Raw genomic sequence first — 19,614 nt, forward strand, 5'->3', positions numbered from 1 at the left:
ACTATGAGCGATAACCAGCAATGCACTAATCACGCGAATGCGGCGGAACGTGAAGAAAAGGAAATCCGTAATCACATCCACCGCCAAATACTAGGGGAGTCAGACCAAGTTCATTCCAAAGAAATCTGGCAAAGAATTCTAGAGCAAGCTGATCCAAGGGCCATTGCAAACGCGCTGAGTACGCAACTAACGCATTTCAACTATCAGGAAGTGCCGAGCCGAAAAAAATGCAACCGCTGTTGCTAATGCTAACGATTTTCAGGAAGCCACATTGAGGGTAACTCGCCTGCCGGTCCGACACATTCCATACCTCTCCCGCGTGATCGCTCAATGTGGCCGATAGAGTAAGCCTTTCCGGCGATGTAGCATTTTTCTTCTTTTGCCGTGCTGGCATCATGATCTGCGAACGGTGGTTGTTCCTTGTAGAGTAGCCAACCACAAGCGATCAAGCAGGTGATCAATGCGGCAAGTTGGAAGCGTGCGGTGCGTTGTAGGCGCGAAAAACTCAACGATTTTTCAGCGCATGCCAAGCAGGGTAATGCCGTGTGGGAATGATGGATTGTCACCGGGTTAGGTTCAGCAACTGAGGGAGGGGCCAATGGAAGGGGTAGCGGGGTAGTTGCCTCGTCGATGCGTCCCTCTAAAATCGCTTTAACCTCCTGATATTTGCTTCGCGGTAGTTCCTTGAACTTTTGCAAGCCATAGTCAGTGATGAGTCCTCTGTAAATCTTAATCTCTTCATCGCCAACTAGAGCGGCAAGTCTGTCCACAAGCGATTTTATATTGGAGCGCTGATAAGAGGTAATCAGCTCTATCTCTTTTTCTTTATCGCCAACGTGAAGCGTCACAACATTGCTAAGCCGTGGCGCCTCGTTCATATTTCCCATTACAGCACTATTAACGTCCCGTTTAAACTCTACTTTGTCCACCATCTTTTACCCGATCAATCTTTGCATGCTGCAGCTACTTTCGTTATTCCAGTTCTACTTCTTTACTTTCCGGTAGTTAGGTTCGGCGATATGAATACCATTTGCAGCTCCTTTTACTGAAACCGGAACGGCTTCGATAAGAGGAGAATTCTCAACGGTTATCACTTTTAACTTTTCTCCTGGCCCGGTGAGCAAACACCTCTTGGAATCAAACAGTGCTTGCAGTCGGGTCTGCTCCCCAGCGCTTGCGTATTTGAATCCGGTAATCAAATCTTCAGCAGATATGCAAGCTATAGTAGGTGCTATCGGTTCGACAATATCCTCCGCCTTAAATTTTGACGAAGCTGCAAAAACACTTGACACGCCAAAGCCTAAAGTGACGGTCGTAACGACCAGCAATATTTTTTTCATCATTTAATAGTCTTCTTATTGGCGACATTCACGGTCAAGGGTCCAGCAACGTCACCATTAACCTGGTGTCCGACCGCGCCTTTGATGGTGATTTTTTGCTTACGCTGAGTCTGCGGAGCTACCGCTGCAGCTAGAGTTGGCGCAGTTCCTTCTATCATCCCCTCAACCAGCCCGAGCAGACGCAACTTTCCCCGAAGGTCTAGCTTTCGAAAGCCTAGCAGCAACTCGCTTTCCTCTGCCGGTAGCTCGTCCGAAGATGGCGTGCCATGCAATAAAAAGTGGGAATCCACCCCGGCCCCGCAAATAGCTATCAGGTAGTCCGAATCGGGCTTCCTAGAACCACTCTCATAATTTAACTGTGTGTCTTTTGTTACGCCAGCCAGGGCCGCAAACTTCTCTTGGCTCAAGCCCAAACGCTTTCGTTCAGCGCGAAGACGATCTTTGAAATACGACATATGACCACTTTTTTATTTGACATGTGGACATTCGTCCACTATAGTTACGCCATCCTGTAGCGATTACACATCATAACATTATGAAAAACGTATCCAAAATCGGGCGCACTGCCAAGGGCGCCACTTCGCAGCCTTTGGGCGTCCGCTTGGCGCCTGATGAAGTGCTGGAGGTCGAAGCCATTGCCGCCAAGCAAGAACGATCCCGTGCCTGGTTATTGCGCTTCCTGATCTTGCGCGGCCTCGCCGACTACAAGCGCGAAATCGCTTCCCTAATCCCCCACTAAGGACGACGCCATGTACCCAGATGCAAAACGTATCCGAAACCACCGCGTCATGTTGCGCCTGGACGATTACGAACACCAGCTTGTTTCCTCGCTCGCCGATTACCAGGGCGAAGCGCTTGCTGTGCTGGTGCGTCAGATCGTCATGCGTGAAGCCTTAGCAGTTATTGCAGGTGACGAAGCCAACATCGACAGCGTACAGCTTCGCAGTGCTTAATCCGAGACACTGAATAGTAACTTTTAAGCAACTGCAAAGCTACCCACATGCCAGATCACCAAATTAATCTCAATGACGACGAGCGCGCGCTGCTAGAAATCGTGCGCCAACGCCAGGGGCTGGCAAGTATCGATCAGGCGGCTGAATGGCTCGTCAAGTCGCGCTTACGCAAGCAGGCAAAAAACATGACAGGTCGCGGTCGCGCCCTGTACCAAGTGGAAAGAAAGCTGAAATGAGAGTCATCGGCCTGCCCTGCCCGCACTGCAGCTACACCGTCCGCGCCGTCAAAAGCCGCATGATGTCCGCCATGTTCAAGGAAATCACCTACATGTGCCAGAACCCTGACTGCGGGCACTCCTTCGTGGCGGGCCTGGAAGTGCTGCGCACCCTCTCGCTGTCCGCCATGCCCAAGGCCGATATCCGCATCCCGATGTCCCAGCATGCGCGCGCGGCAGCCACCAGCCAGCTGGCCTTGGACCTGACTGCGGGCTGCTGATGACTATTCCGATCCTCGCGCCGCCGTAGCCCGGCCGCCGTAATTTCCCTCTTTTGCTGTGCCCTGCTGCGCTCCCTTTTGAGCGTGCGGGATTCGTTCAACCTGAAATAAGGAAAACCGATGGAAAACACGCTGCACGCCGCCAGTCATGCCGATAATTCCCCGGCGCCAACCACGCCCCGCCCGGCCCTGCAAAAATGCGTCGTGCCGGTGGCGCCGACCTGCTTCCTTCTGGACGTTAGCGCTGGCGCCAACATCGCCGACCTGTGCGCCTATATCCGCGAGATTGCCAGGACTTATCACGCCTACGGCGCAGCCAATCTGACCTTCATCATCAGCAATGCGCAACCGTTGCAGGTTTTCGGCTTTTTCTCACCGGCCAACCAGCGCGCAATGGCTGATAGCTTGCCCATCGAGCTGTGCTACCTGTTCGCCAGCGAATCGGGCGTCGTGCAATGCACCAGCTCGTCGCGCACGCTGACTTACTGGGCCAAGTATTTTGCCAAGGCAGGGGCACGCTGATGCTGCGCCTGGCCAAAACCTGCGGCATCTGGCTGCTGTCGCTCCTAATCGTCATTGCCCCCGGCGTGCTGCGGGCCATTGGCTTCATCAAGGACTGAACCATGCCGGCGTCCCTTATCGACAATCACCTGTCCTTTCAGCCTGCTGCGGAGATTCTGGCCGCGCGCGACAAGGATATGCCGACGCCACCGGGCGCCGGGCATGCGCTGGCAGCCATCGCCGAAGCCAAGGCCCAGCTTCGCAGCATCAAGCCGCGCAACCTGGCGCCCTTCATGGCCCAGGCCTGGGGATTGTCGCCGCGTGGCGCGCGCCGTTCCGTGTTGATCGCCGCCGGCCTGGACGCCGACCGCTGGGAGTCGCCCATCCATTCATTTACTGAGGAAGAGCGCATCGAACTACGCGCCGCCACCTCTGCCGCTATCCGTGTGTACGAAAGACTGTTGAATGCAATCTAAACAAATCCTGCTGCCTGCTCCGCAGCGTCACGAAGCCTTTTTGCGATCCGCCCAGTTCGCGCCCGAGCTGGCCCGCATCCCGTACAAATGGCGCAACCGCGTCATCACGGCCACCCTGGCCAAGATGGCCTGGTCGTCCTGGTACAAAATCTATGAGTCCATCGCCACCAGCTTTGTGCGCGAGTTCGCCGAGCAGTACGTGCCGGCCGGCGTTGACCTGTCGCAAAGCGACGCCGACATTGTGGCCACCGCTGAACGCGCGGCGGCCGGCGTGACCAAAATGCTGTGGATGGCTGTATCCGACACGCATGCCCTGCAGATCATGGAAGACGAATGCGCCTCGTATGGCATCGAGCTGCCCGAGTTCGACGCGCTGACCGACACCATCGCCCGCCTGGTGGACGCCCGCTGGTGGCGCCGCCAGCTGCGCAAGCGGGTCAAGCGTGCCTTCGAGGCCGGCAATATCCGCCTGGGCTATGTCAACTATCGCGGCGAACCCTACGCCAGCAACGATGCCGTACTGTCGCGCCTGGCGCAGAACCGCCGCAACGCGGCAGCACTGGCCGCCACCCTCGTGCAGAACGAGAACGGCCAGCAATTCAGTATTGCCGAACTGGCCGAGAAGACCACAGCCAACAAGGCCATCCGGCGCGGCGAGCTGATGTTGCGCATCAACGGCTTCGAGCAGATCGCCCGCGAGTGCGGCGACCAGGGCATTTTCATCACCTGGACGTGCCCATCGCGCTTCCACGCCATGCAGCACAGCGGCAAGCCAAACGACAAGTTCGACGGTTCCACGCCGCGCGAGGCAAACGCTTACCTGGGCAAGATGACATCGCTGTGCCGCTCCGCGCTGGCGCGCCGTGGCATCGGCCTGTACGGCTTCCGTATCGCCGAGCCGCACCATGATGGCTGTCCGCATTGGCATCTGCTGCTGTTCGTGCGCCCAACCGCGAAATACAAGACGGCCCACCTGCAGGACGTGGCGGGCCGCGCCATCCGCATCATGAAGCGCTACGCCTGGCGCGTGGATCGTGGCGAACCGGGCGCCTTCGCGCGCCGCCTCGACGTGAAACGTATCGATTGGGCCAAGGGCAGCGCCGCCGGCTACATCGCCAAGTACGTGGCCAAGAACATCGACGGCGTGGCCGACCACAAGACGAAAGAAGGCTATGTCGTCACGGCCGACACCGAAGGCGATGTCGAACTGACGCCATCGGCACGCGTCGAGTCCTGGGCCGCGTGCTGGGGCATTCGTCAATTCCAGCAATGGGGCGGCGCGCCAGTCACGGTATGGCGCGAACTGCGCCGCATCGAGGAAAGCATGGTCAATGAAGCGCCGGCCGCCATGCGCCGCGCCTGGAATGCCGTGCAAAAGATCGACGGCGAAAAGCGCGCCTGCTGGGCCGAATACCTGCGCGCCCAGGGCGGCGCCCTGGTGCCGCGCAAGGAACTGGTTGTCACGCTGGCCAAGGACGAAAAGACCGTCATTGGCCGCTATGGCGAAACGCTGCGCACCACGCCCTACGGGGTGCGCTGCAGCGACCTCATCGGCGTGGTCTTCAAGTCCGTGCGCCATACTTGGACGCCGGTACAGGCCACAGGCGGGCGCGGGGTGGCTGTTGGGGTTGCCGTTCCTCGGACTCGTGTAAATAACTGTACGCACCCCGGCCGCCCTACCCCGGCCACGTCGCCGGCGGCGCCTGCGCCTGACCTGCCAGACGAGGCAAAAACAGCCGTAATTGCCGCCTGGGCGGCAGTCAACGCCTGCCCGTGGCCCCGGCTGATCCTCCCCGACACCCCACACCAAGAAGGAAATGGCACATGAGCACCTATGCCGTGATCGTTCGCACGCAAACCGAACGCTTTGAATATGCCGCGATTGCCGCTTCCAGCGGCGACGCGATCCAGGCCGCCCTCGACCACTTCGGCGTGTGCGGCGTTACTGCCAAACTGAAAGGAGCACCGCAATGCTGACCACCTCGACCGATTCACCGCGGCAAATCGCCTTGGGCGACCGCGTGACATTCGACACCGATGAAGGCTACCAGGCCGGCACCGTCAACGACCTGCGCCGCGACGTGGGCAATGGGGAGCTGCATGCGTGGGTGGAGCTGGACCACCAGTGGCCGGGCTTGTTCCGGGCGGTGCCGCTGGCGGCCATCGAGGCGGTCAAGAAAGCTGTCGCGCCTTTCGGGTGCCCAGCATGACAGCGGAACACCCTACGCATGCCGTGGCGACCTTGTTCGTGCGCGCCAATTCCATCGTCAAGACCATGCCCATAGCCTGAGGAAGCATCATGTCAAACGCAATTTATTACAAAACAATCAAACTTTCCACGTGCGCCTACGTCGGTATCGACATGGCATTGCGCGTCGCCATTGCGCAATCGAAAGAGCGCCTGAAATACATGCCGTTGGACGAGGACAACGCTGCAGGTCGCAATTACGAGGTCCAGCAGCTGAATAATCTGCTGCTGGCCCAAAGGGAGTTTACGGCATGAAGCCGGCACAACTACTCCCAAAGAATGACGGCAAGCTTTTCGCCAGCCTGCGGACGATGTTCGGGCAAGCCGTAGATGCAGTTGAATCTCGGATGATCGTAGATCGCCAGGTCACGCAGTCCGATGGACTCAAGAAAATCATATGCCTTGCCAATTTCGCTGACACCTGCGCCATCTATAGCCCTGTACACGGTACTAACGTCGTCGCGACGAAACAGGATGCCGACGCGACGGGGGGCGTCGGGAAAATCGTACTCGCTGGTTTCGTAGGTAGCCAGCCAGTCCGCGATCTGGGCGTCAAATTCAGGAGCAGAGTAGGTGCTATTCACGATTGTTTTCATATGCTTAATTCTATTGCGGTTGTAGGAGTTGCTAGTTTAGCAGGATTGCCGCATAAACCACCTGGGCGGCAAAGGCGGCGCGGTCGTCTACCCGACTGCGTTTGCAAAGCCAAGCAGGACTATTAAAAATGGACCAATACAAAGAATTCTGCCGGCTGCGCGACTACCGCAAGCCAGGCGCAGAAGTACCGCAGTACACGGAGGCCGAAGCGTTCACCTTGGCCACGAACAAATGCCAAGCATGCAGCCCGGCCACAAAGAAAGCGGCACCCAATGAATAACCTTTTTGACAATTCGATCCAGTCCGAAACCCTGACTGCGGAAGAACTGGAAACCATTTCTGGCTGCTGCCGGAAAGTGGATCAGATCAAATGGCTGCAGCAAAACGGCTGGACCTTCATCAAAAACCGGGCCGGCGCGCCCATCATCGGGCGCCTGTACGCCAGGTTGCGCTTGAGCGGCATCAATCCCGCCAGCCTGGTGAGCACGCCTGCCTGGGCGCCAGACCTGTCCAAAGTACGTTAATAGAAAGAAAACAATGCGACCTAAGAGCACTGGCTACAAACTTCCACCGCGCATGCTGCGGCGCGTGCGCAAGCTGAAATCGGGCGAAACATGGACCGGCTATTACTACAATGGCCGGGACGACGCCGGGAACCGGAAGGAATACCCGCTGGGTACGGATCTGGTCGAGGCAAAGCGCCTGTGGGCAGAATACGAATGCAAGCCCGTGCCAACCGACGCCACGCTGATGGAATACGTGTTTGCGCAGTACGTCCGTGACATCCTGCCGGGCAAGGCGCCAAGCACGCAACGCGAGAACTCCAGCTCGTTGAGCCAGCTGCGCCCGGTCTTCGACAGCGCGCCCATCGACGCCATCACGCCGCAGGACATTGCCCGCTACCGCGACGCGCGCAGCGCCAAGGTACGCGCCAACCGCGAAATCGCGTTGCTGTCGCATGTGTTCAATATGGCAAGGGAATGGGGCTACACCAAGCGCGAGAACCCATGCAGGGGCGTGCGCAAGAATAAAGAAGTGCCGCGTGACTTCTATGCCGACAAAGCCGTGTGGGATGCGGTGCGCAACGCAGGCTGTGAAGAACTGCAGGACGCCATGGACCTGAACTACCTGACCGGCCAGCGGCCTGCGGACGTGCTCAAGATGCGCGACGGCGATTTGAAGGATGGGGCATTGCAGGTGCGCCAGGGCAAGAGCAACAAGCTGCTGCGCATCGTACTCGAACACGATGGCATCAAGTCCGAACTGGCGATGGTCATCGAGCGCATCCACGCGCGCCCGCACCGGCCGCGCACCACCTTCATCGTCGCGCTGCCGAATGGTTGCCAGGTCAAGAAGTGGCATTTGCGCCTGCGCTTCGATAGCGCCCGGAAAGCGGCAGCGGAACTGGCGCTAAAGGCTGGAGACGAAGAGCTGGCCAGCCGCATCAAGGCCTTCCAGTTCCGCGATATCCGCGCGCGCTCTGCCAGCGACATTGCCGACCTGGGCGCCGCCAGCTCCCTGCTGGGGCATAGTGAAAAAGTCATCACGGAAAAGGTCTATCGGCGCATTGGCCAGGCTGTCCGCCCTACTCGCTAGCGGCGAGTTGCGGAAACCATTTCCGCAAATTAGCGCTAAGTTGAAACTGAGGTTTTACATCAGGGATTTTGCAGGCGACAGCACAAAAAAAATAAGCCCTTGATAATCAAGGGCTTATTTTCATATTTCTGGCGGAAGCGGTGAGATTCGAACTCACGAACAGTGTAACCCGTCGCTAGTTTTCAAGACTAGTGCCTTCAACCACTCGGCCACGCTTCCAGATGGCAGCATTATACATAAAGGTCAGTGGCTTACCAATGGCTAGCTCTCCCATGGCCTTATTTACCCCCACGACAAGGACCGGGGCCGTGCCTGGCGGGTACGACCCCGGCTCTTTGCTTGTGGCATAAACAATCATGCCAGCACACATGCCTTACACGCCCCAATTCTCCCTCAGCACTCTTTCAAACTCCCCCGCCGGCAACGGGCGCGAGAACAGATAGCCTTGCACTTCGTCGCAGCCTGAACTCTTCAGGAAGGCCAGCTGCTCGGCCGTTTCCACGCCTTCCGCGATCACTTTATGGTGCAGCTGCTGGGCGATGCTGATGATGGTGCTGGCGATGGCGCAGTCGCTGGCGTCCGTAGGGATGCCGGTGGTAAAAGACCTGTCGATTTTTAGCGTATCGATGGGGAAACGTTTGAGGTAGGACAAGCTTGAATAACCGGTGCCGAAGTCGTCCAGCGACAGGGCCACGCCCAGCGCCGTGATGCGGTCCATGATGCCGATCACGCGCTCGATGTTGTGCATCAGCGTGCTTTCCGTGATTTCCAGTTCCAGCCAGGCCGCTTCCAGGCCGTAGCGGGCCAGGGTCGCCGCCACCCTGGCGGGCAGGGCCGAGGTGAATTCGCGCGCGGAGACGTTGACGGCCAGGCGGATCGGCGGCAGGCCCGCCAGTTTCCACGCCTGCGCCTGGGCGCAGGCCGCTTCCAGCACCCATTCGCCCACTTGCACCACCAGGCCCGTCGATTCGGCCAGGGGGATGAACTCGGCGGGCGGGATCATGCCGTGCTGCGGGTGGTGCCAGCGCACCAGCGCTTCGGCGCCGATGATGCGGCCGCTGCCCAGCGCGTATTTCGGCTGGTAGTGCAGCAGTAGTTGCTGTTCCGATAATGCCTGGCGCAAGCCTGTTTCCAGGCGCATGCGCGCCTGCATGCCCAGGTTCATGTCCTGGCTGTAGAAGGCCACGCTTTCCGCTTCGCCGCCGCTGTCCTGCTTGGCGCGGTACATGGCGATGTCGGCCAGGCGCAGCAGGGTTTCCGCGTCCTGCCCGTCTTGCGGATACACGCTGATGCCGATGCTGGCGCCCACGCGCAAGTCGTGGCCTTCGATCAGGAACGGTTGCACCAGGGAAGCGAGCAGCTTTTGCGCCACCATGCTGGCTTCGAAGTGCTGGCCGATGTCGAACAGGCCCACGGCGAACTCGTCGCCACCCAGGCGCGCCACCAGGTCCTGGTCGCGCAATACCTTGCGGAAACGCAAAGAGACCTGGCGCAGCAGCTCATCGCCGATGCGCCGGCCCAGGGTGTCGTTGATCAGCTTGAAACGGTTCAGGTCGATGAACAGCACGCAGCCGAGCATCTTGCTGCGCTGCGCCACGCTGAGGGCCTGGTCGACCAGCTTGGCCAGCAAGGTGCGGTTGGGCAGGCTGGTCAGCGAATCGTAGTAGGCCAGGTGGTGCAAGCGCTCTTCGGCCAGCTTGCGTTCCGTAATGTCCGTCAGGTAGGCGATGAGTCCGATGGGCTTGTCGTCCAGGTCTTGCAGCGGCGACAGGGACAGGCTGGCCCAGAAGATCTCGCCTGACTTCTTTCGGCGACGCACCTCCATCAGGCGCCCTCCCTGTTCCAGGAAGGCGTCGTGGAAAGCCGTGTCTTCGTCGTCGTACAGGAACAGGATGTTGCGCCCCACGGCTTCCACCGAGGTGTAGCCGAACAGGCGCTCGGCGCCCTTGTTCCAGCTGGTGATGTAGCCCGTCAAGTCCATCGTCAGCACGGATTCGTGCAACTGGTCGAGGATTTGCGTCTGCTGCGCCAGCAAGGCTTCGACTTGCGCAAACGCATGGGTCGAGCGTTGCGCCAGCGAATGCACCTGCAGCACGCCGGCCGTCAGCGAGGCCAGGCTGGCCAGGTGGCGGCGGTCGGCGTCGTTGTACAGGCTGCGTCCCGCCACGCTGTAATGGCCGAAACAATGACCGTCGAAACTGATTTCCTGCAGCAAGGCGGGCGTATCGCGGGGAAACGGCACGGCTGGCACAGCGGCGCCCATGCCGCCCGCAGGCAAAAACTGGCCATGCGGGCTGGTCATCACGGCGCTGGCGATACGGCCCAGCTCAGCCACCAGCGCGGGACCGCGCAAACGCACGACGGCATCGCACAGGGCGGCGCTGTCACCGAGGTAATCCGACACCGGCAGCAAGGTCATGCTAGAGGTTCCGGCTGACCTGGATGGCCCATTGGTAGGCCTGTAGCAGGCTGCGCCAATAGGTTTCTCCATCGATGCCGGCACGGCGCAAGCCTTCGGGCGGCGGCGTGGCGCTTTCGACCAGCGCCAGCAAGGTGCCCAGCTCGCCATTGCGTTCAAGCAAGGCGTCATTGACTTCGGGCGCCAGGTTCAGGGTGGCGATGATCGCTTCCATCGGCATGCCCAGCAGGACGTCGAGCAGGGAAAACACGCCCGTCATGAAGGCCAGGTCTTGCGCATCGCGGTCGCCGCCGCGCAGTTGGCACAGCGCTTCCATCTGCGCCGCGCGCACGGCCGCCAGCGGCAGCAGCGCATGAATCTTGCCGTCGTCCTGTTGCCGCGCATACAGCAGCAGTTGCAGCCAGCGCTGCAGCTGGCGCCGGCCCAGCAAGGTAATGGCCTGGCTGAAGCTGGTAATCGGCGCCGTGAAACCGAAGGCGGCCGAATTGACCAGTTTTAATAGATGATAGCTGAGCGATGGATCTTGCTTGAGCGGCACTTCCAGCTCGTGTGCGTCGGCATCGCGGGCCAGCAAGCCCAGCAGGGCCAGCAAGCGCCGGCGCGAGGTGGCATCTTCCGGCTCGCTTTGCTGGCGCGCATGCTGCAAGGCGTAGTCGCCGGCAAACCAGCTCACGCCGATTTCTTGCAATGCGGCAAGCTGGCCCGCGTCGCCGATGTTGTAGGCCAGGTGCGGCCCCGGCAAGGGCAGCAGCTGATGCAGGGCCGGGCGTGTGCCCGCCGCGTCAAAACTCAGCGCGCGCGCGTCGACCTGCGCTGCCACCACGGGACCGGCATCGGCGCCATCGAGCAGGATGCGATAGCCGGCGTCGCGCCATTGCCGGCATTTTTTCTGGATCTGCTTGTCGCCGGCAAGCTGCGCCGGCAAACGGAAAATGGTGCGTTGCGGCACCAGTTGCGCCAGCACGGCCTCGTCCACGCCATGCGGGTCGGCCAGGGGAATGATGCAGTCGAGCGGCGCCAGGAAGGCATACGCGTCGGCAGCGGCCAGCGCCGCCAGCAGCGGCGCCGTCGAGGCCTGCGGTACATGCAAGGTGACAGCGACCCACTCGTTATGAGCATTGGCCACTGCTTGTAATCCCACCAACGGAAACAGGTTTGATTCAGACGCTGACATCGGTATCTCAGTGTGGGTAGGGCGCCATAGTAAATAAACTGACCAGCATTGGCAACCCTGGCCCGACAGGGATGCCATTTCGACAGCGAGAATCATTCTATCCGAATCTCACCCGCGAAACAGTTTAATTTTGGCAATAAATATTCAAAAAAAACATCCCCCCCGGGAGACCCGCCTGTCATGCGGGTTTGAAAAAAACACCGTGACGCCAGCGCCGTTCAGGCGCCGCCGCCATGCGCATGTTCGACCGCATATTTGATCAATTCGGCCTGTCCTTCGATACCCAGCTTGCGCTTGATGTTCAGGCGGTGCGTCTCCACCGTGCGCACGCTCAAGTCCAGGTCGCGGGCGATCTGCTTGTTCGACTGTCCCGCCGCGATGTGTTGCAGCACTTGCTGCTCGCGCGTGGTGAGGAAGGAATCGTGCACTTGCGGGCGCGACAGTTGCCGCGCCAGGGCCGCGCTGTAATAAATGCCGCCGGACATCACCGTCTCGATGGCGAAGACGATATCTTTCCCTGGGGCATCTTTTAGCACATAGCCGCGCGCGCCGGCGGCGATGGCTTGCGACACGTATTCGAGCTTGTCGTGCATGGACAGGATCAGCACGGCAATCTGCGGAAAGGCCTGCTTGAACAGCGCCGTCGCTTCGATGCCGTTGATGCCGCGCATATTGATATCCATCAACACGAGATCCACCTGGTGCGCACGCGCCTGGGCCAGGGCTTCGTCGGCGCCGCCCGCCTCGGCCACCACGTCGAAATGCGCCACCGCTTCCAGGCGCGCGCGCAAGCCGTCGCGCACGAGGGGATGGTCGTCCACCAGCAGGATGTTGATTTTCTCGCTCATGTCTCGGTATCTTCTCGGTATCTATTCATCAGTGTGTCGGTGGAAGGGCGAGCCGCGCCAGCACCACGGTGCCGGCCGGGGACGAGGTGATGAGCAGGCTGCCGCCGATGGCTTCCATGCGTTCCGTCATGTTGCGCAGGCCGATGCCGCGCTGCGGGTGCAGGGCGATGCCGTCGAAATCGAAGCCGCCGCCATTATCCTCGATGCGCAATTCCACCGCCTTGCCCGCCTCGCGCAGGCTCACTTCCACGCCGCGGGCGTGGGCATGGCGCTCGCAATTGGTCAGCGCTTCCTGGGCGATGCGGAACAGCACGGTATTGACCATGTCGGGCAAGCCCTCGCCCGCCGCCGCCGGGCTGGCCGTGAAACTGGCTTGCGCGCTGCTGCTGTCGTTAAATTCATGCACCAGGTGGTCGAGCGCGGCGGCCAGGCCCAGGTCGTCGAGGATGGCCGGGCGCAGGTTGTGCGAAATGCGCCGCACCTCGCCCAGCACCTTGTTCAGCTGCTCGGCGGCCCGCTCGAACGTGGCAGGCGCCTTTTCTTTCTGCTCGGCATTGCCGGCCAGGCGCGCGATGCCCGCCTCGATCTGCAGCTTGATGGAAACGAGCCACTGGCTGATGCCGTCATGCAAGTCGCGCGACAGCCGCGCCCGCTCCTCCTCCTGCGATTCGACCACGCGCTGCGCCAGCACTTTCAGCTTGGCGTCGGCCACGCGCAATTCGCGCAGGTTCAGCACCAGGCCGCAGGCGGCCACCAGCAGCGAACCGAGGATGGCGATGGCGGCGATCAGCTCCATGGTCGAGCGGATATTGCGCGACTGCTGGGCGTCGACCTTTGCCAGCGCCTGGTCCACGTCATCCATATAAATACCGGTACCCATCATCCAGCCCCATTCCGGCATCAATATCACATAGCCGAGCTTGGGCGCGGACTTGTTGGTCGAGGGCTTGATCCAGTTGTAGCGCTCGAAGCCGCCGCCGCTCTTCGCCCGCTGCATCAGGCGCTGGATGGTCAGGTTGCCGTCCGCGTCGCGCAACTCCCACAGATTCTGCCCCACCAGTTCGGGCTGGCGCGGATGCATCAGCGACTTGCCCTGCAAATCATAGATGAAGAAGTAGCCATCATCGCCATAGCTGAGGGCGGACAGGATGCGCTTGGCTTCCTCTTGCGTGGCGGCATCCTTGCGGCCCGATCCATATAAGGAGGCGATGGAATGGCTGGCCAGGGTCACGTAATGCTTGAGTTCGGCTTCCTTGCTGGCCAGATAGGCTTGCTGGATGGTGGCGCGCTGCTGCTCGGCCAGGGTGATCGCCTGGTGCCGCACGGCAAACGCGATGGCGCACAGGGCGAGTATGAGCGGCGTGATGGCCAGGAAGATGACTTTCTGTCTGAGTTTCATGGCCTGGCGCTCTGGCGGCGTCGATGCTGGTGGGAATGCGTGATTTTACGTCGCGGCGCGGCGATCGGTCTGCGTAGTAATACTGAGCGTTACTGCGTAGTCGTGCGCTTGCGGCAATTATACGATTCCTGAATACTTGCCATAAGCTGCAAATACACCAAAAGTCACATCAAACTGGCGACGACCAGGACCCGCAGCACACATCATCGCACGGCACAGCGCCCGTCAATCTCTGGAGGAAGCATGAACCGCATTTTCAAACAGCTCGGCTGGGCAGCGCTTGCGCTTGCCGGCGCCGGCTCCCTGGGCGTCGTCGCCCTGCAACGTGGCGAACCGATCAGCGCAATCTGGATCGTCATCGCCGCCGTCTGCGTCTACCTGATCGCCTACCGTTTCTACAGCCTGTTCATCGCCGACAAGGTGCTGGGCCTCGATGCACGCCGCATGACGCCGGCCTTCAAGCACAACGATGGCCTCGACCACGTGCCGACGAATAAATATGTGCTGTTCGGCCACCATTTCGCGGCGATTGCCGGCGCCGGTCCCCTGGTCGGCCCCGTGCTGGCCGCGCAGATGGGCTATTTGCCCGGCATGCTGTGGATTTTGGCGGGCGTGGTGTTTGCGGGCGCCGTGCAGGATTTCATCGTGCTGTTCATTTCCATGCGCCGCGACGGCCGCTCGCTGGGCGACCTGATCAAGGCTGAACTGGGCGAAATTCCCGGCATGATCGCCTTGCTCGGCTGCTTCATGATCATGGTCATCATTTTGGCCGTGTTGGCCTTGATCGTCGTCAAGGCGCTGACCGGTTCCCCATGGGGCAGCTTTACCGTGATGGCGACGATACCCATCGCCCTGTTCATGGGCGTGTACTCGCGCTTCATCCGCGTGGGCCGCATCGGCGAAATTTCCATCATCGGCTTTGTGCTGCTGATGCTGGCCATCATCGGCGGCCAGTACGTGCAGGAATCCGCCGTGCTCGGCCCCATGTTCACGTTTACCGGCACGGAACTGACGTGGATGCTGATCGGCTACGGCTTCATCGCTTCCGTCCTGCCCGTGTGGCTGCTGCTGGCGCCGCGCGACTACCTGTCGACGTTCCTGAAAATCGGCACGATTCTGGGCCTGGCCATCGGCATCATCGTCGTCGCGCCTTACCTGAAAATGCCGGCCATGACCAAGTTCATCGACGGTTCCGGCCCTGTCTGGTCGGGCAATCTGTTCCCCTTCCTGTTCATCACGATTGCCTGCGGCGCCGTCTCCGGCTTCCACGCGCTGATTTCCTCGGGCACCACGCCGAAGATGATTGAAAACGAAAGCCACGCCCGCTTCATCGGCTATGGCGCCATGCTGATGGAATCGTTCGTTGCCATCATGGCCCTGGTGGCCGCCTCGACCATCGAGCCGGGCATCTATTTCGCCATGAACAGCCCGGCCGCCCTGATCGGCACGACAGCCGAGTCCGCCGCACAGGCGATCTCGCAATGGGGCTTCTATGTGACGCCGGAAATGCTGACGCAGACGGCCAAGGACGTTGGCGAGCACAGCATCATCTCGCGCGCGGGCGGCGCACCGACCCTGGCGGTCGGCATGGCGCAGATTCTTTCCGGCGCCATCGGCGGCAAGGCCATGATGGCCTTCTGGTATCACTTCGCCATCCTGTTCGAGGCGCTGTTCATCCTGACGGCCGTCGATGCGGGCACGCGTGCGGGCCGCTTCATGCTGCAAGACTTGCTGGGCAGCTTCGTGCCAGCGCTGAAACAGACGGAAAACGTCATCGCCAACCTGCTGGCCACGGGCCTGTGCGTGGCGGCCTGGGGCTACTTCCTGTACCAGGGCGTGGTCGATCCATTGGGCGGCATCAACACCCTGTGGCCGCTGTTCGGCATCGCCAACCAGATGCTGGCAGCCATCGCGCTGATCCTCGGCACTTGCGTGCTGTTCAAGATGAAAAAAGGCCGGTATGCGTGGGTCACCATCACGCCGACCATCTGGCTGCTGCTGTGCACCCTGACGGCGGGCTGGCAAAAGATCTTCGACGCCAATCCGCGCGTGGGTTTCCTCGCGCATGCGAAGAAATACTCGGCGGCGCTCGATGAAGGCACCCTGCTGGCGCCGGCCAAGTCGGTGGCGCAGATGCAGCAGATCATCTTCAACGATTACCTGGACGCCGGCCTGGCCGCCTTCTTCGTCATCGTCGTGATCAGCGTGCTGTTCTTCGGCATCCGCACCATCATGAAGGCGCGCGCCGACAGCCAGCCGAGCACCAAGGAAACGCCGTTCCAGGCCATGCCCACGGTGCAATGATGATCGACGAAATCATCAAGGCTGGACGGTATCTGGGGCAAAGCATGCGGCTCATGTGCGGCTTGCCCGAGTACGACACCTATGTGGCGCACCGGGAAGTCACCCATCCCGGCGAGCCGATGATGACGTATGAAGAGTTCTTCCGCGAACGGCAGGAAGCCCGTTATGGCGGCGCAGGAAAACGCGGAGGGTGTTGTTAAGTCCTGTGTTGTTGCTCAGCAATAATTTGAGGGCGGTTCTGCGAGACCGCCCTATTTGTTTCATCTCGTATAAGTTCCCCTCCCCTCTCTTCCCTTAGACCCACATCAACATCAGGGTGTGTCTTCGCGTCTATATTTTTCCAATAGGAATTAAAAAACAGTCAACGGATCGATCGGAGAAGCGCCGCCACCATGTTCAATTTCCAACGCTCCAGCATCAGCCAGAAGCTGACCATGATCTCGGTACTGTCATCGGGCTGCGCGCTGCTGCTGGTGTTCGTGGCGTTTGCGCTGACGTCCGTACTCAGCCACAAGAACGATGAAGGCAAGCAACTGTTGTCGCTGGCGGGCGTGATCGGTGCGGCCAGCGCGGTGCCGTTGCTGGCGGGCAAACCTGCGCAGGCGCAGGCGGAACAGGTGCTGGCATCGCTGGCCGCGCGCGACGAGGTGGCCCAGGCGGCCCTGTTCGACCGGGGCGGCCGGCTGTTCGCCCTGTACCGCGCGCCGCAGCATGCCGATGGCCTGGCGGCGCCGGAAGACATGGACCCGGCCCTGCTGGCCGACATGGCCGTGCAGCCCGTCACGCAAGGCGCGGGCACGACGCTGGCGCCCGCCATGCGTTTGTACCGTCCCGTCTACCGGCCGGGCGAGCCGCAACAGATCATCGGCGCCGTGCTGATCGAGGCAGACCTGAACCACATGTGGCGCGACATCGGCCGCCACGTGGGCGCCATCGGCGGCGCCACCGTGCTGTCCTTCCTGATCGCCGTCTTCCTGGCACGGCGTTTCAAAAGCGTGATTGCCGAACCGATCACCAAGCTGATCGATACGGCGCAAAAAGTGTCGAGCAGCCAGACCTACAGCCACCGCATCGCGCACCAGCGCAGCGACGAACTGGGCGTGCTGATCGACAGTTTCAACGACATGCTGGCGCAGATCGATAGCCGCGACAGCACCCTGGCCAATTACCGCGACCAGCTCGAACGCCAGGTGGGCGTGCGCACGGCGCAGCTGGAAAAGGCCAAGGATGCGGCCGAGGCGGCCAGCCAGGCGAAGAGCGCGTTCCTCGCCACCATGAGCCATGAAATCCGCACACCGATGAATGGCGTGCTGGGCATGACGGAACTGCTGCTGGCCAGCCCGTTGAGCCCGCAGCAGCGCCACTACACGAGCATGGTGCAGCGTTCGGGGCAGAATTTGCTGGTGATCATCAACGACATCCTCGACTTTTCCAAGATCGAGGCAGGCAAGCTGAGCGTGGAATACATCCGCTTCAATTTCCGCGAATTGCTCGACGACATAGAGCACGTGTTCGCGCCGCAGGCGGAAGCGAAAAACATCAGCCTGGAATTCGATATCGCGTTTGACATTCCCGTCGCCATCTGCGGCGACCCGAACCGATTGCGCCAGATCATCGTCAACTTGCTGGGCAACGCCATCAAGTTCACGGAAACGGGCAAGGTCACCGTGAAAGTGGAAGTGTGCAGCGAAGACGCGCCCAGCGTGGGCTTGCGCTTCGAGGTGCACGACACGGGCATCGGCGTATCAAACGAAGCGCAGACGCGCATCTTCGAATCGTTCTCGCAGGCGGACGGTTCGACCACGCGCAAGCACGGCGGCACGGGCCTGGGATTGACGATCTCGAAACAGCTGGTGGAGCTGATGGGCGGCACTATCGGCGTTGATAATGCTTTAACGCAAGGCTCGATCTTCTGGTTCGAAGTAAATTTCGATAAGCGGCGGGTCGACAGCGATGACCCGTCCTTCAACCTGAAAACCACACGGGGATTACGCGCCTTGATCGTCGACCACACACCCGCCACGCGCGCCGTGCTGGAGCGGCAGCTGGCCAGCTGGCACATCGTCAGCGACAGCGCCGGCACGGCCAGCGACTGCCTGGGCAAGCTGCGCGCGGCCGCGCAGGCGGGCACGCCGTATGCCGTGGCCCTGCTCGACATGGAATTGCCGCGCACCAGCGGCCTGGCCCTGGCCGCCACCATCAAGAGCGACCCGCTGCTGGCCGACCTCAAGTTACTGCTGCTGAGCACGGAACAGGCGGCGGCCGACCCCGTGCAGCGGCGCGAGGCGGGCGTGGCCTTCCAGCTGATCAAGCCGGCCCGCGAATGCGACTTGTTCGACTGCATCGTCACGCCGCCGCGCGCCAGCGAGGGCATGCGCATCCATCCGCCGCATGCGGCCCGTCAAGTGGGCCGGCGCCAGCGCCGCCGCGTGCTGCTGGCCGAGGACAATCCCGTCAACGTGGAAGTGGCGCTGGCCATGCTCGACAGCCTGGGCCTGGACGTGGTCTGCGCGCGCAACGGCGACGAAGCCTTGCAGGCGGCGCAGGCCGAGGATTTCGATCTGATCCTGATGGACTGCCAGATGCCCGTGATGGACGGCTTTGCCGCCACGGCGGAAATCCGCCGCCACGAACAGCAGTGCGGCCACGCGCGCGTGCTGCCCATCGTCGCCATCACGGCCAATGCGCTGCAGGGCGACCGCGAGGCATGCCTGGCGGCCGGCATGGACGATTACCTGAGTAAACCTTTTACGCAGCAGGACCTGGGCCACACGATTGCGCGCTGGATCACCCTGCCGCGCGCGGCCACCGTGCACCACAGCGAGGCGCCGCAGGCGCAAACACCGCAAACGCTGCAGGAAGCGCCGCCCGAGGTGTCGCTACCCGTTTCCGCCCCCCGCCGGCGGGCCAGCCGCTGAACCGGCAAGCGCTGGAAAACATCCGCGCCCTGTCGCAGGCCGATGGCGATGCGCTGCTGGAACGGGTCATCCTCGCTTTTACCAGCGAGACGCCGCGCCAGTTGAGCGCCATGCGCGCAGCGATTGCCGGCGCGGATGCGGAAGCGCTGCGCAAGGTGGCGCACAGCCTCAAGTCGGGCAGCGCCAACGTGGGCGCCGATGGCCTGGCGCAGCTGTGCAAGGAGATGGAAAAACTGGGCCGCGCCGGCAGTACCGAGGGCGCGGCTGCCCTGCTGCAGCAGATGCAGCAAGCCTTCCTGGCCGTACGCGAATCGCTGAGCGCCATCCTCGTGAAGGAACACTGAC

Annotated in this window: 25 protein-coding genes and 1 tRNA gene; 17 read left to right on the forward strand and 9 right to left on the reverse strand. The window is 61.1% G+C overall.

The window, feature by feature from the left end:
* Positions 1 to 3 precede the first annotated feature (3 nt).
* Positions 4 to 246 carry a hypothetical protein gene (locus KY494_RS09905; RefSeq protein WP_219890827.1) on the forward strand — a complete coding sequence of 81 codons (243 nt, stop codon included), beginning with the start codon at positions 4 to 6 and terminating at the stop codon, positions 244 to 246.
* A 2-nt stretch (positions 247 to 248) separates the two neighbouring features.
* Here KY494_RS09905 and KY494_RS09910 read toward each other — a convergent pair whose 3' ends face one another.
* Genes KY494_RS09910 through KY494_RS09920 form a run of 3 tightly spaced genes read right to left on the reverse strand, consistent with a single transcriptional unit; the run spans position 249 to position 1,795 of the window.
* Entirely contained in the window at positions 249 to 932 is a 684-nt protein-coding gene (locus KY494_RS09910; protein WP_219890828.1) for a hypothetical protein, read from the reverse strand.
* 51 nt (positions 933 to 983) lie between these two features.
* Positions 984 to 1,343, reverse strand: a complete 360-nt coding sequence (locus tag KY494_RS09915) for a hypothetical protein (protein WP_219890829.1) — start codon at positions 1,341 to 1,343, stop codon at positions 984 to 986.
* Positions 1,340 to 1,795: a helix-turn-helix domain-containing protein gene (locus tag KY494_RS09920; protein ID WP_219890830.1), complete on the reverse strand. Its 456-nt coding sequence runs from the start codon at positions 1,793 to 1,795 to the stop codon at positions 1,340 to 1,342. The genes KY494_RS09915 and KY494_RS09920 overlap by 4 nt, the downstream gene beginning before the upstream one ends.
* Positions 1,796 to 1,875: 80 nt before the next feature.
* Between KY494_RS09920 and KY494_RS09925 the strand changes: the two genes are divergently transcribed.
* From KY494_RS09925 to KY494_RS09970, 10 genes are all read left to right on the forward strand, one after another.
* A complete protein-coding gene (locus KY494_RS09925; RefSeq protein WP_219890831.1) occupies positions 1,876 to 2,079 on the forward strand; it encodes a hypothetical protein in 204 nt (67 codons plus the stop codon).
* A gap of 10 nt (positions 2,080 to 2,089) precedes the next feature.
* A complete protein-coding gene (locus KY494_RS09930; protein ID WP_070292043.1) occupies positions 2,090 to 2,293 on the forward strand; it encodes a hypothetical protein in 204 nt (67 codons plus the stop codon).
* Between the two features lie 47 nt (positions 2,294 to 2,340).
* Positions 2,341 to 2,529, forward strand: a complete 189-nt coding sequence (locus tag KY494_RS09935; RefSeq protein WP_070292047.1) for a hypothetical protein — start codon at positions 2,341 to 2,343, stop codon at positions 2,527 to 2,529.
* Positions 2,526 to 2,789 carry an ogr/Delta-like zinc finger family protein gene (locus tag KY494_RS09940; protein ID WP_219890832.1) on the forward strand — a complete coding sequence of 88 codons (264 nt, stop codon included), beginning with the start codon at positions 2,526 to 2,528 and terminating at the stop codon, positions 2,787 to 2,789. The genes KY494_RS09935 and KY494_RS09940 overlap by 4 nt, the downstream gene beginning before the upstream one ends.
* A gap of 120 nt (positions 2,790 to 2,909) precedes the next feature.
* Positions 2,910 to 3,311 carry a hypothetical protein gene (locus KY494_RS09945; RefSeq protein ID WP_219890833.1) on the forward strand — a complete coding sequence of 134 codons (402 nt, stop codon included), beginning with the start codon at positions 2,910 to 2,912 and terminating at the stop codon, positions 3,309 to 3,311.
* Between the two features lie 101 nt (positions 3,312 to 3,412).
* A complete protein-coding gene (locus tag KY494_RS29710) occupies positions 3,413 to 3,766 on the forward strand; it encodes a hypothetical protein (RefSeq protein WP_035820917.1) in 354 nt (117 codons plus the stop codon).
* Positions 3,756 to 5,594: a replication endonuclease gene (locus tag KY494_RS09955; protein WP_219890834.1), complete on the forward strand. Its 1,839-nt coding sequence runs from the start codon at positions 3,756 to 3,758 to the stop codon at positions 5,592 to 5,594. The genes KY494_RS29710 and KY494_RS09955 overlap by 11 nt, the downstream gene beginning before the upstream one ends.
* Positions 5,591 to 5,743, forward strand: coding sequence for a hypothetical protein (locus KY494_RS09960; protein ID WP_162995787.1), 153 nt, complete (start codon positions 5,591 to 5,593; stop codon positions 5,741 to 5,743). The genes KY494_RS09955 and KY494_RS09960 overlap by 4 nt, the downstream gene beginning before the upstream one ends.
* 44 nt (positions 5,744 to 5,787) lie before the next feature.
* The gene (locus KY494_RS09965; RefSeq protein ID WP_219890835.1) at positions 5,788 to 5,976 is read left to right on the forward strand and encodes a hypothetical protein; all 189 of its coding nucleotides are present in this window, start codon (positions 5,788 to 5,790) and stop codon (positions 5,974 to 5,976) included.
* Positions 5,977 to 6,065: 89 nt separating this feature from the next.
* Positions 6,066 to 6,269 carry a hypothetical protein gene (locus tag KY494_RS09970; RefSeq protein ID WP_219136399.1) on the forward strand — a complete coding sequence of 68 codons (204 nt, stop codon included), beginning with the start codon at positions 6,066 to 6,068 and terminating at the stop codon, positions 6,267 to 6,269.
* Positions 6,270 to 6,280: 11 nt separating this feature from the next.
* Here KY494_RS09970 and KY494_RS09975 read toward each other — a convergent pair whose 3' ends face one another.
* Positions 6,281 to 6,610 (reverse strand): hypothetical protein, encoded by a 330-nt coding sequence (locus tag KY494_RS09975; protein WP_219136400.1) that lies wholly within the window; start codon positions 6,608 to 6,610, stop codon positions 6,281 to 6,283.
* A gap of 273 nt (positions 6,611 to 6,883) precedes the next feature.
* On the opposite strand from KY494_RS09975, the gene KY494_RS09980 reads away from it, so the two are divergent.
* Entirely contained in the window at positions 6,884 to 7,135 is a 252-nt protein-coding gene (locus tag KY494_RS09980; protein WP_046682344.1) for a DUF4224 domain-containing protein, read from the forward strand.
* A gap of 13 nt (positions 7,136 to 7,148) precedes the next feature.
* On the forward strand, positions 7,149 to 8,207 hold the full coding sequence (locus KY494_RS09985; protein ID WP_219890836.1) for a tyrosine-type recombinase/integrase: 1,059 nt from the start codon (positions 7,149 to 7,151) through the stop codon (positions 8,205 to 8,207).
* A 129-nt stretch (positions 8,208 to 8,336) separates the two neighbouring features.
* Here KY494_RS09985 and KY494_RS09990 read toward each other — a convergent pair.
* The 5 genes from KY494_RS09990 to KY494_RS10010 form a co-directional block, all read right to left on the reverse strand.
* Positions 8,337 to 8,426 (reverse strand) — tRNA-Ser (locus KY494_RS09990).
* Positions 8,427 to 8,580: 154 nt separating this feature from the next.
* Positions 8,581 to 10,626, reverse strand: coding sequence for a bifunctional diguanylate cyclase/phosphodiesterase (locus tag KY494_RS09995; protein ID WP_219890837.1), 2,046 nt, complete (start codon positions 10,624 to 10,626; stop codon positions 8,581 to 8,583).
* A 1-nt stretch (position 10,627) separates the two neighbouring features.
* The gene (locus tag KY494_RS10000; protein WP_308836429.1) at positions 10,628 to 11,752 is read right to left on the reverse strand and encodes an HDOD domain-containing protein; all 1,125 of its coding nucleotides are present in this window, start codon (positions 11,750 to 11,752) and stop codon (positions 10,628 to 10,630) included.
* A gap of 266 nt (positions 11,753 to 12,018) precedes the next feature.
* On the reverse strand, positions 12,019 to 12,648 hold the full coding sequence (locus KY494_RS10005) for a response regulator transcription factor (protein ID WP_219136404.1): 630 nt from the start codon (positions 12,646 to 12,648) through the stop codon (positions 12,019 to 12,021).
* A gap of 28 nt (positions 12,649 to 12,676) precedes the next feature.
* Positions 12,677 to 14,047 carry a cache domain-containing protein gene (locus KY494_RS10010; protein ID WP_219890839.1) on the reverse strand — a complete coding sequence of 457 codons (1,371 nt, stop codon included), beginning with the start codon at positions 14,045 to 14,047 and terminating at the stop codon, positions 12,677 to 12,679.
* A 243-nt stretch (positions 14,048 to 14,290) separates the two neighbouring features.
* On the opposite strand from KY494_RS10010, the gene KY494_RS10015 reads away from it, so the two are divergent.
* The 4 genes from KY494_RS10015 to KY494_RS29715 all read left to right on the forward strand — a co-directional run bounded on the left by KY494_RS10015 (position 14,291) and on the right by KY494_RS29715 (position 19,613).
* The gene (locus tag KY494_RS10015; RefSeq protein WP_141172269.1) at positions 14,291 to 16,351 is read left to right on the forward strand and encodes a carbon starvation CstA family protein; all 2,061 of its coding nucleotides are present in this window, start codon (positions 14,291 to 14,293) and stop codon (positions 16,349 to 16,351) included.
* Entirely contained in the window at positions 16,351 to 16,551 is a 201-nt protein-coding gene (locus KY494_RS10020; protein ID WP_010396213.1) for a YbdD/YjiX family protein, read from the forward strand. The genes KY494_RS10015 and KY494_RS10020 overlap by 1 nt, the downstream gene beginning before the upstream one ends.
* 192 nt (positions 16,552 to 16,743) lie before the next feature.
* Positions 16,744 to 19,269, forward strand: coding sequence for a response regulator (locus tag KY494_RS10025; RefSeq protein ID WP_258194780.1), 2,526 nt, complete (start codon positions 16,744 to 16,746; stop codon positions 19,267 to 19,269).
* Between the two features lie 110 nt (positions 19,270 to 19,379).
* Positions 19,380 to 19,613, forward strand: coding sequence for an Hpt domain-containing protein (locus tag KY494_RS29715; RefSeq protein WP_258194781.1), 234 nt, complete (start codon positions 19,380 to 19,382; stop codon positions 19,611 to 19,613).
* The last annotated feature ends 1 nt before the right edge of the window (position 19,614 follow it).

It is taken from the genome of Janthinobacterium sp. PAMC25594, assembly GCF_019443505.1.
GTDB lineage: Bacteria > Pseudomonadota > Gammaproteobacteria > Burkholderiales > Burkholderiaceae_D > Janthinobacterium.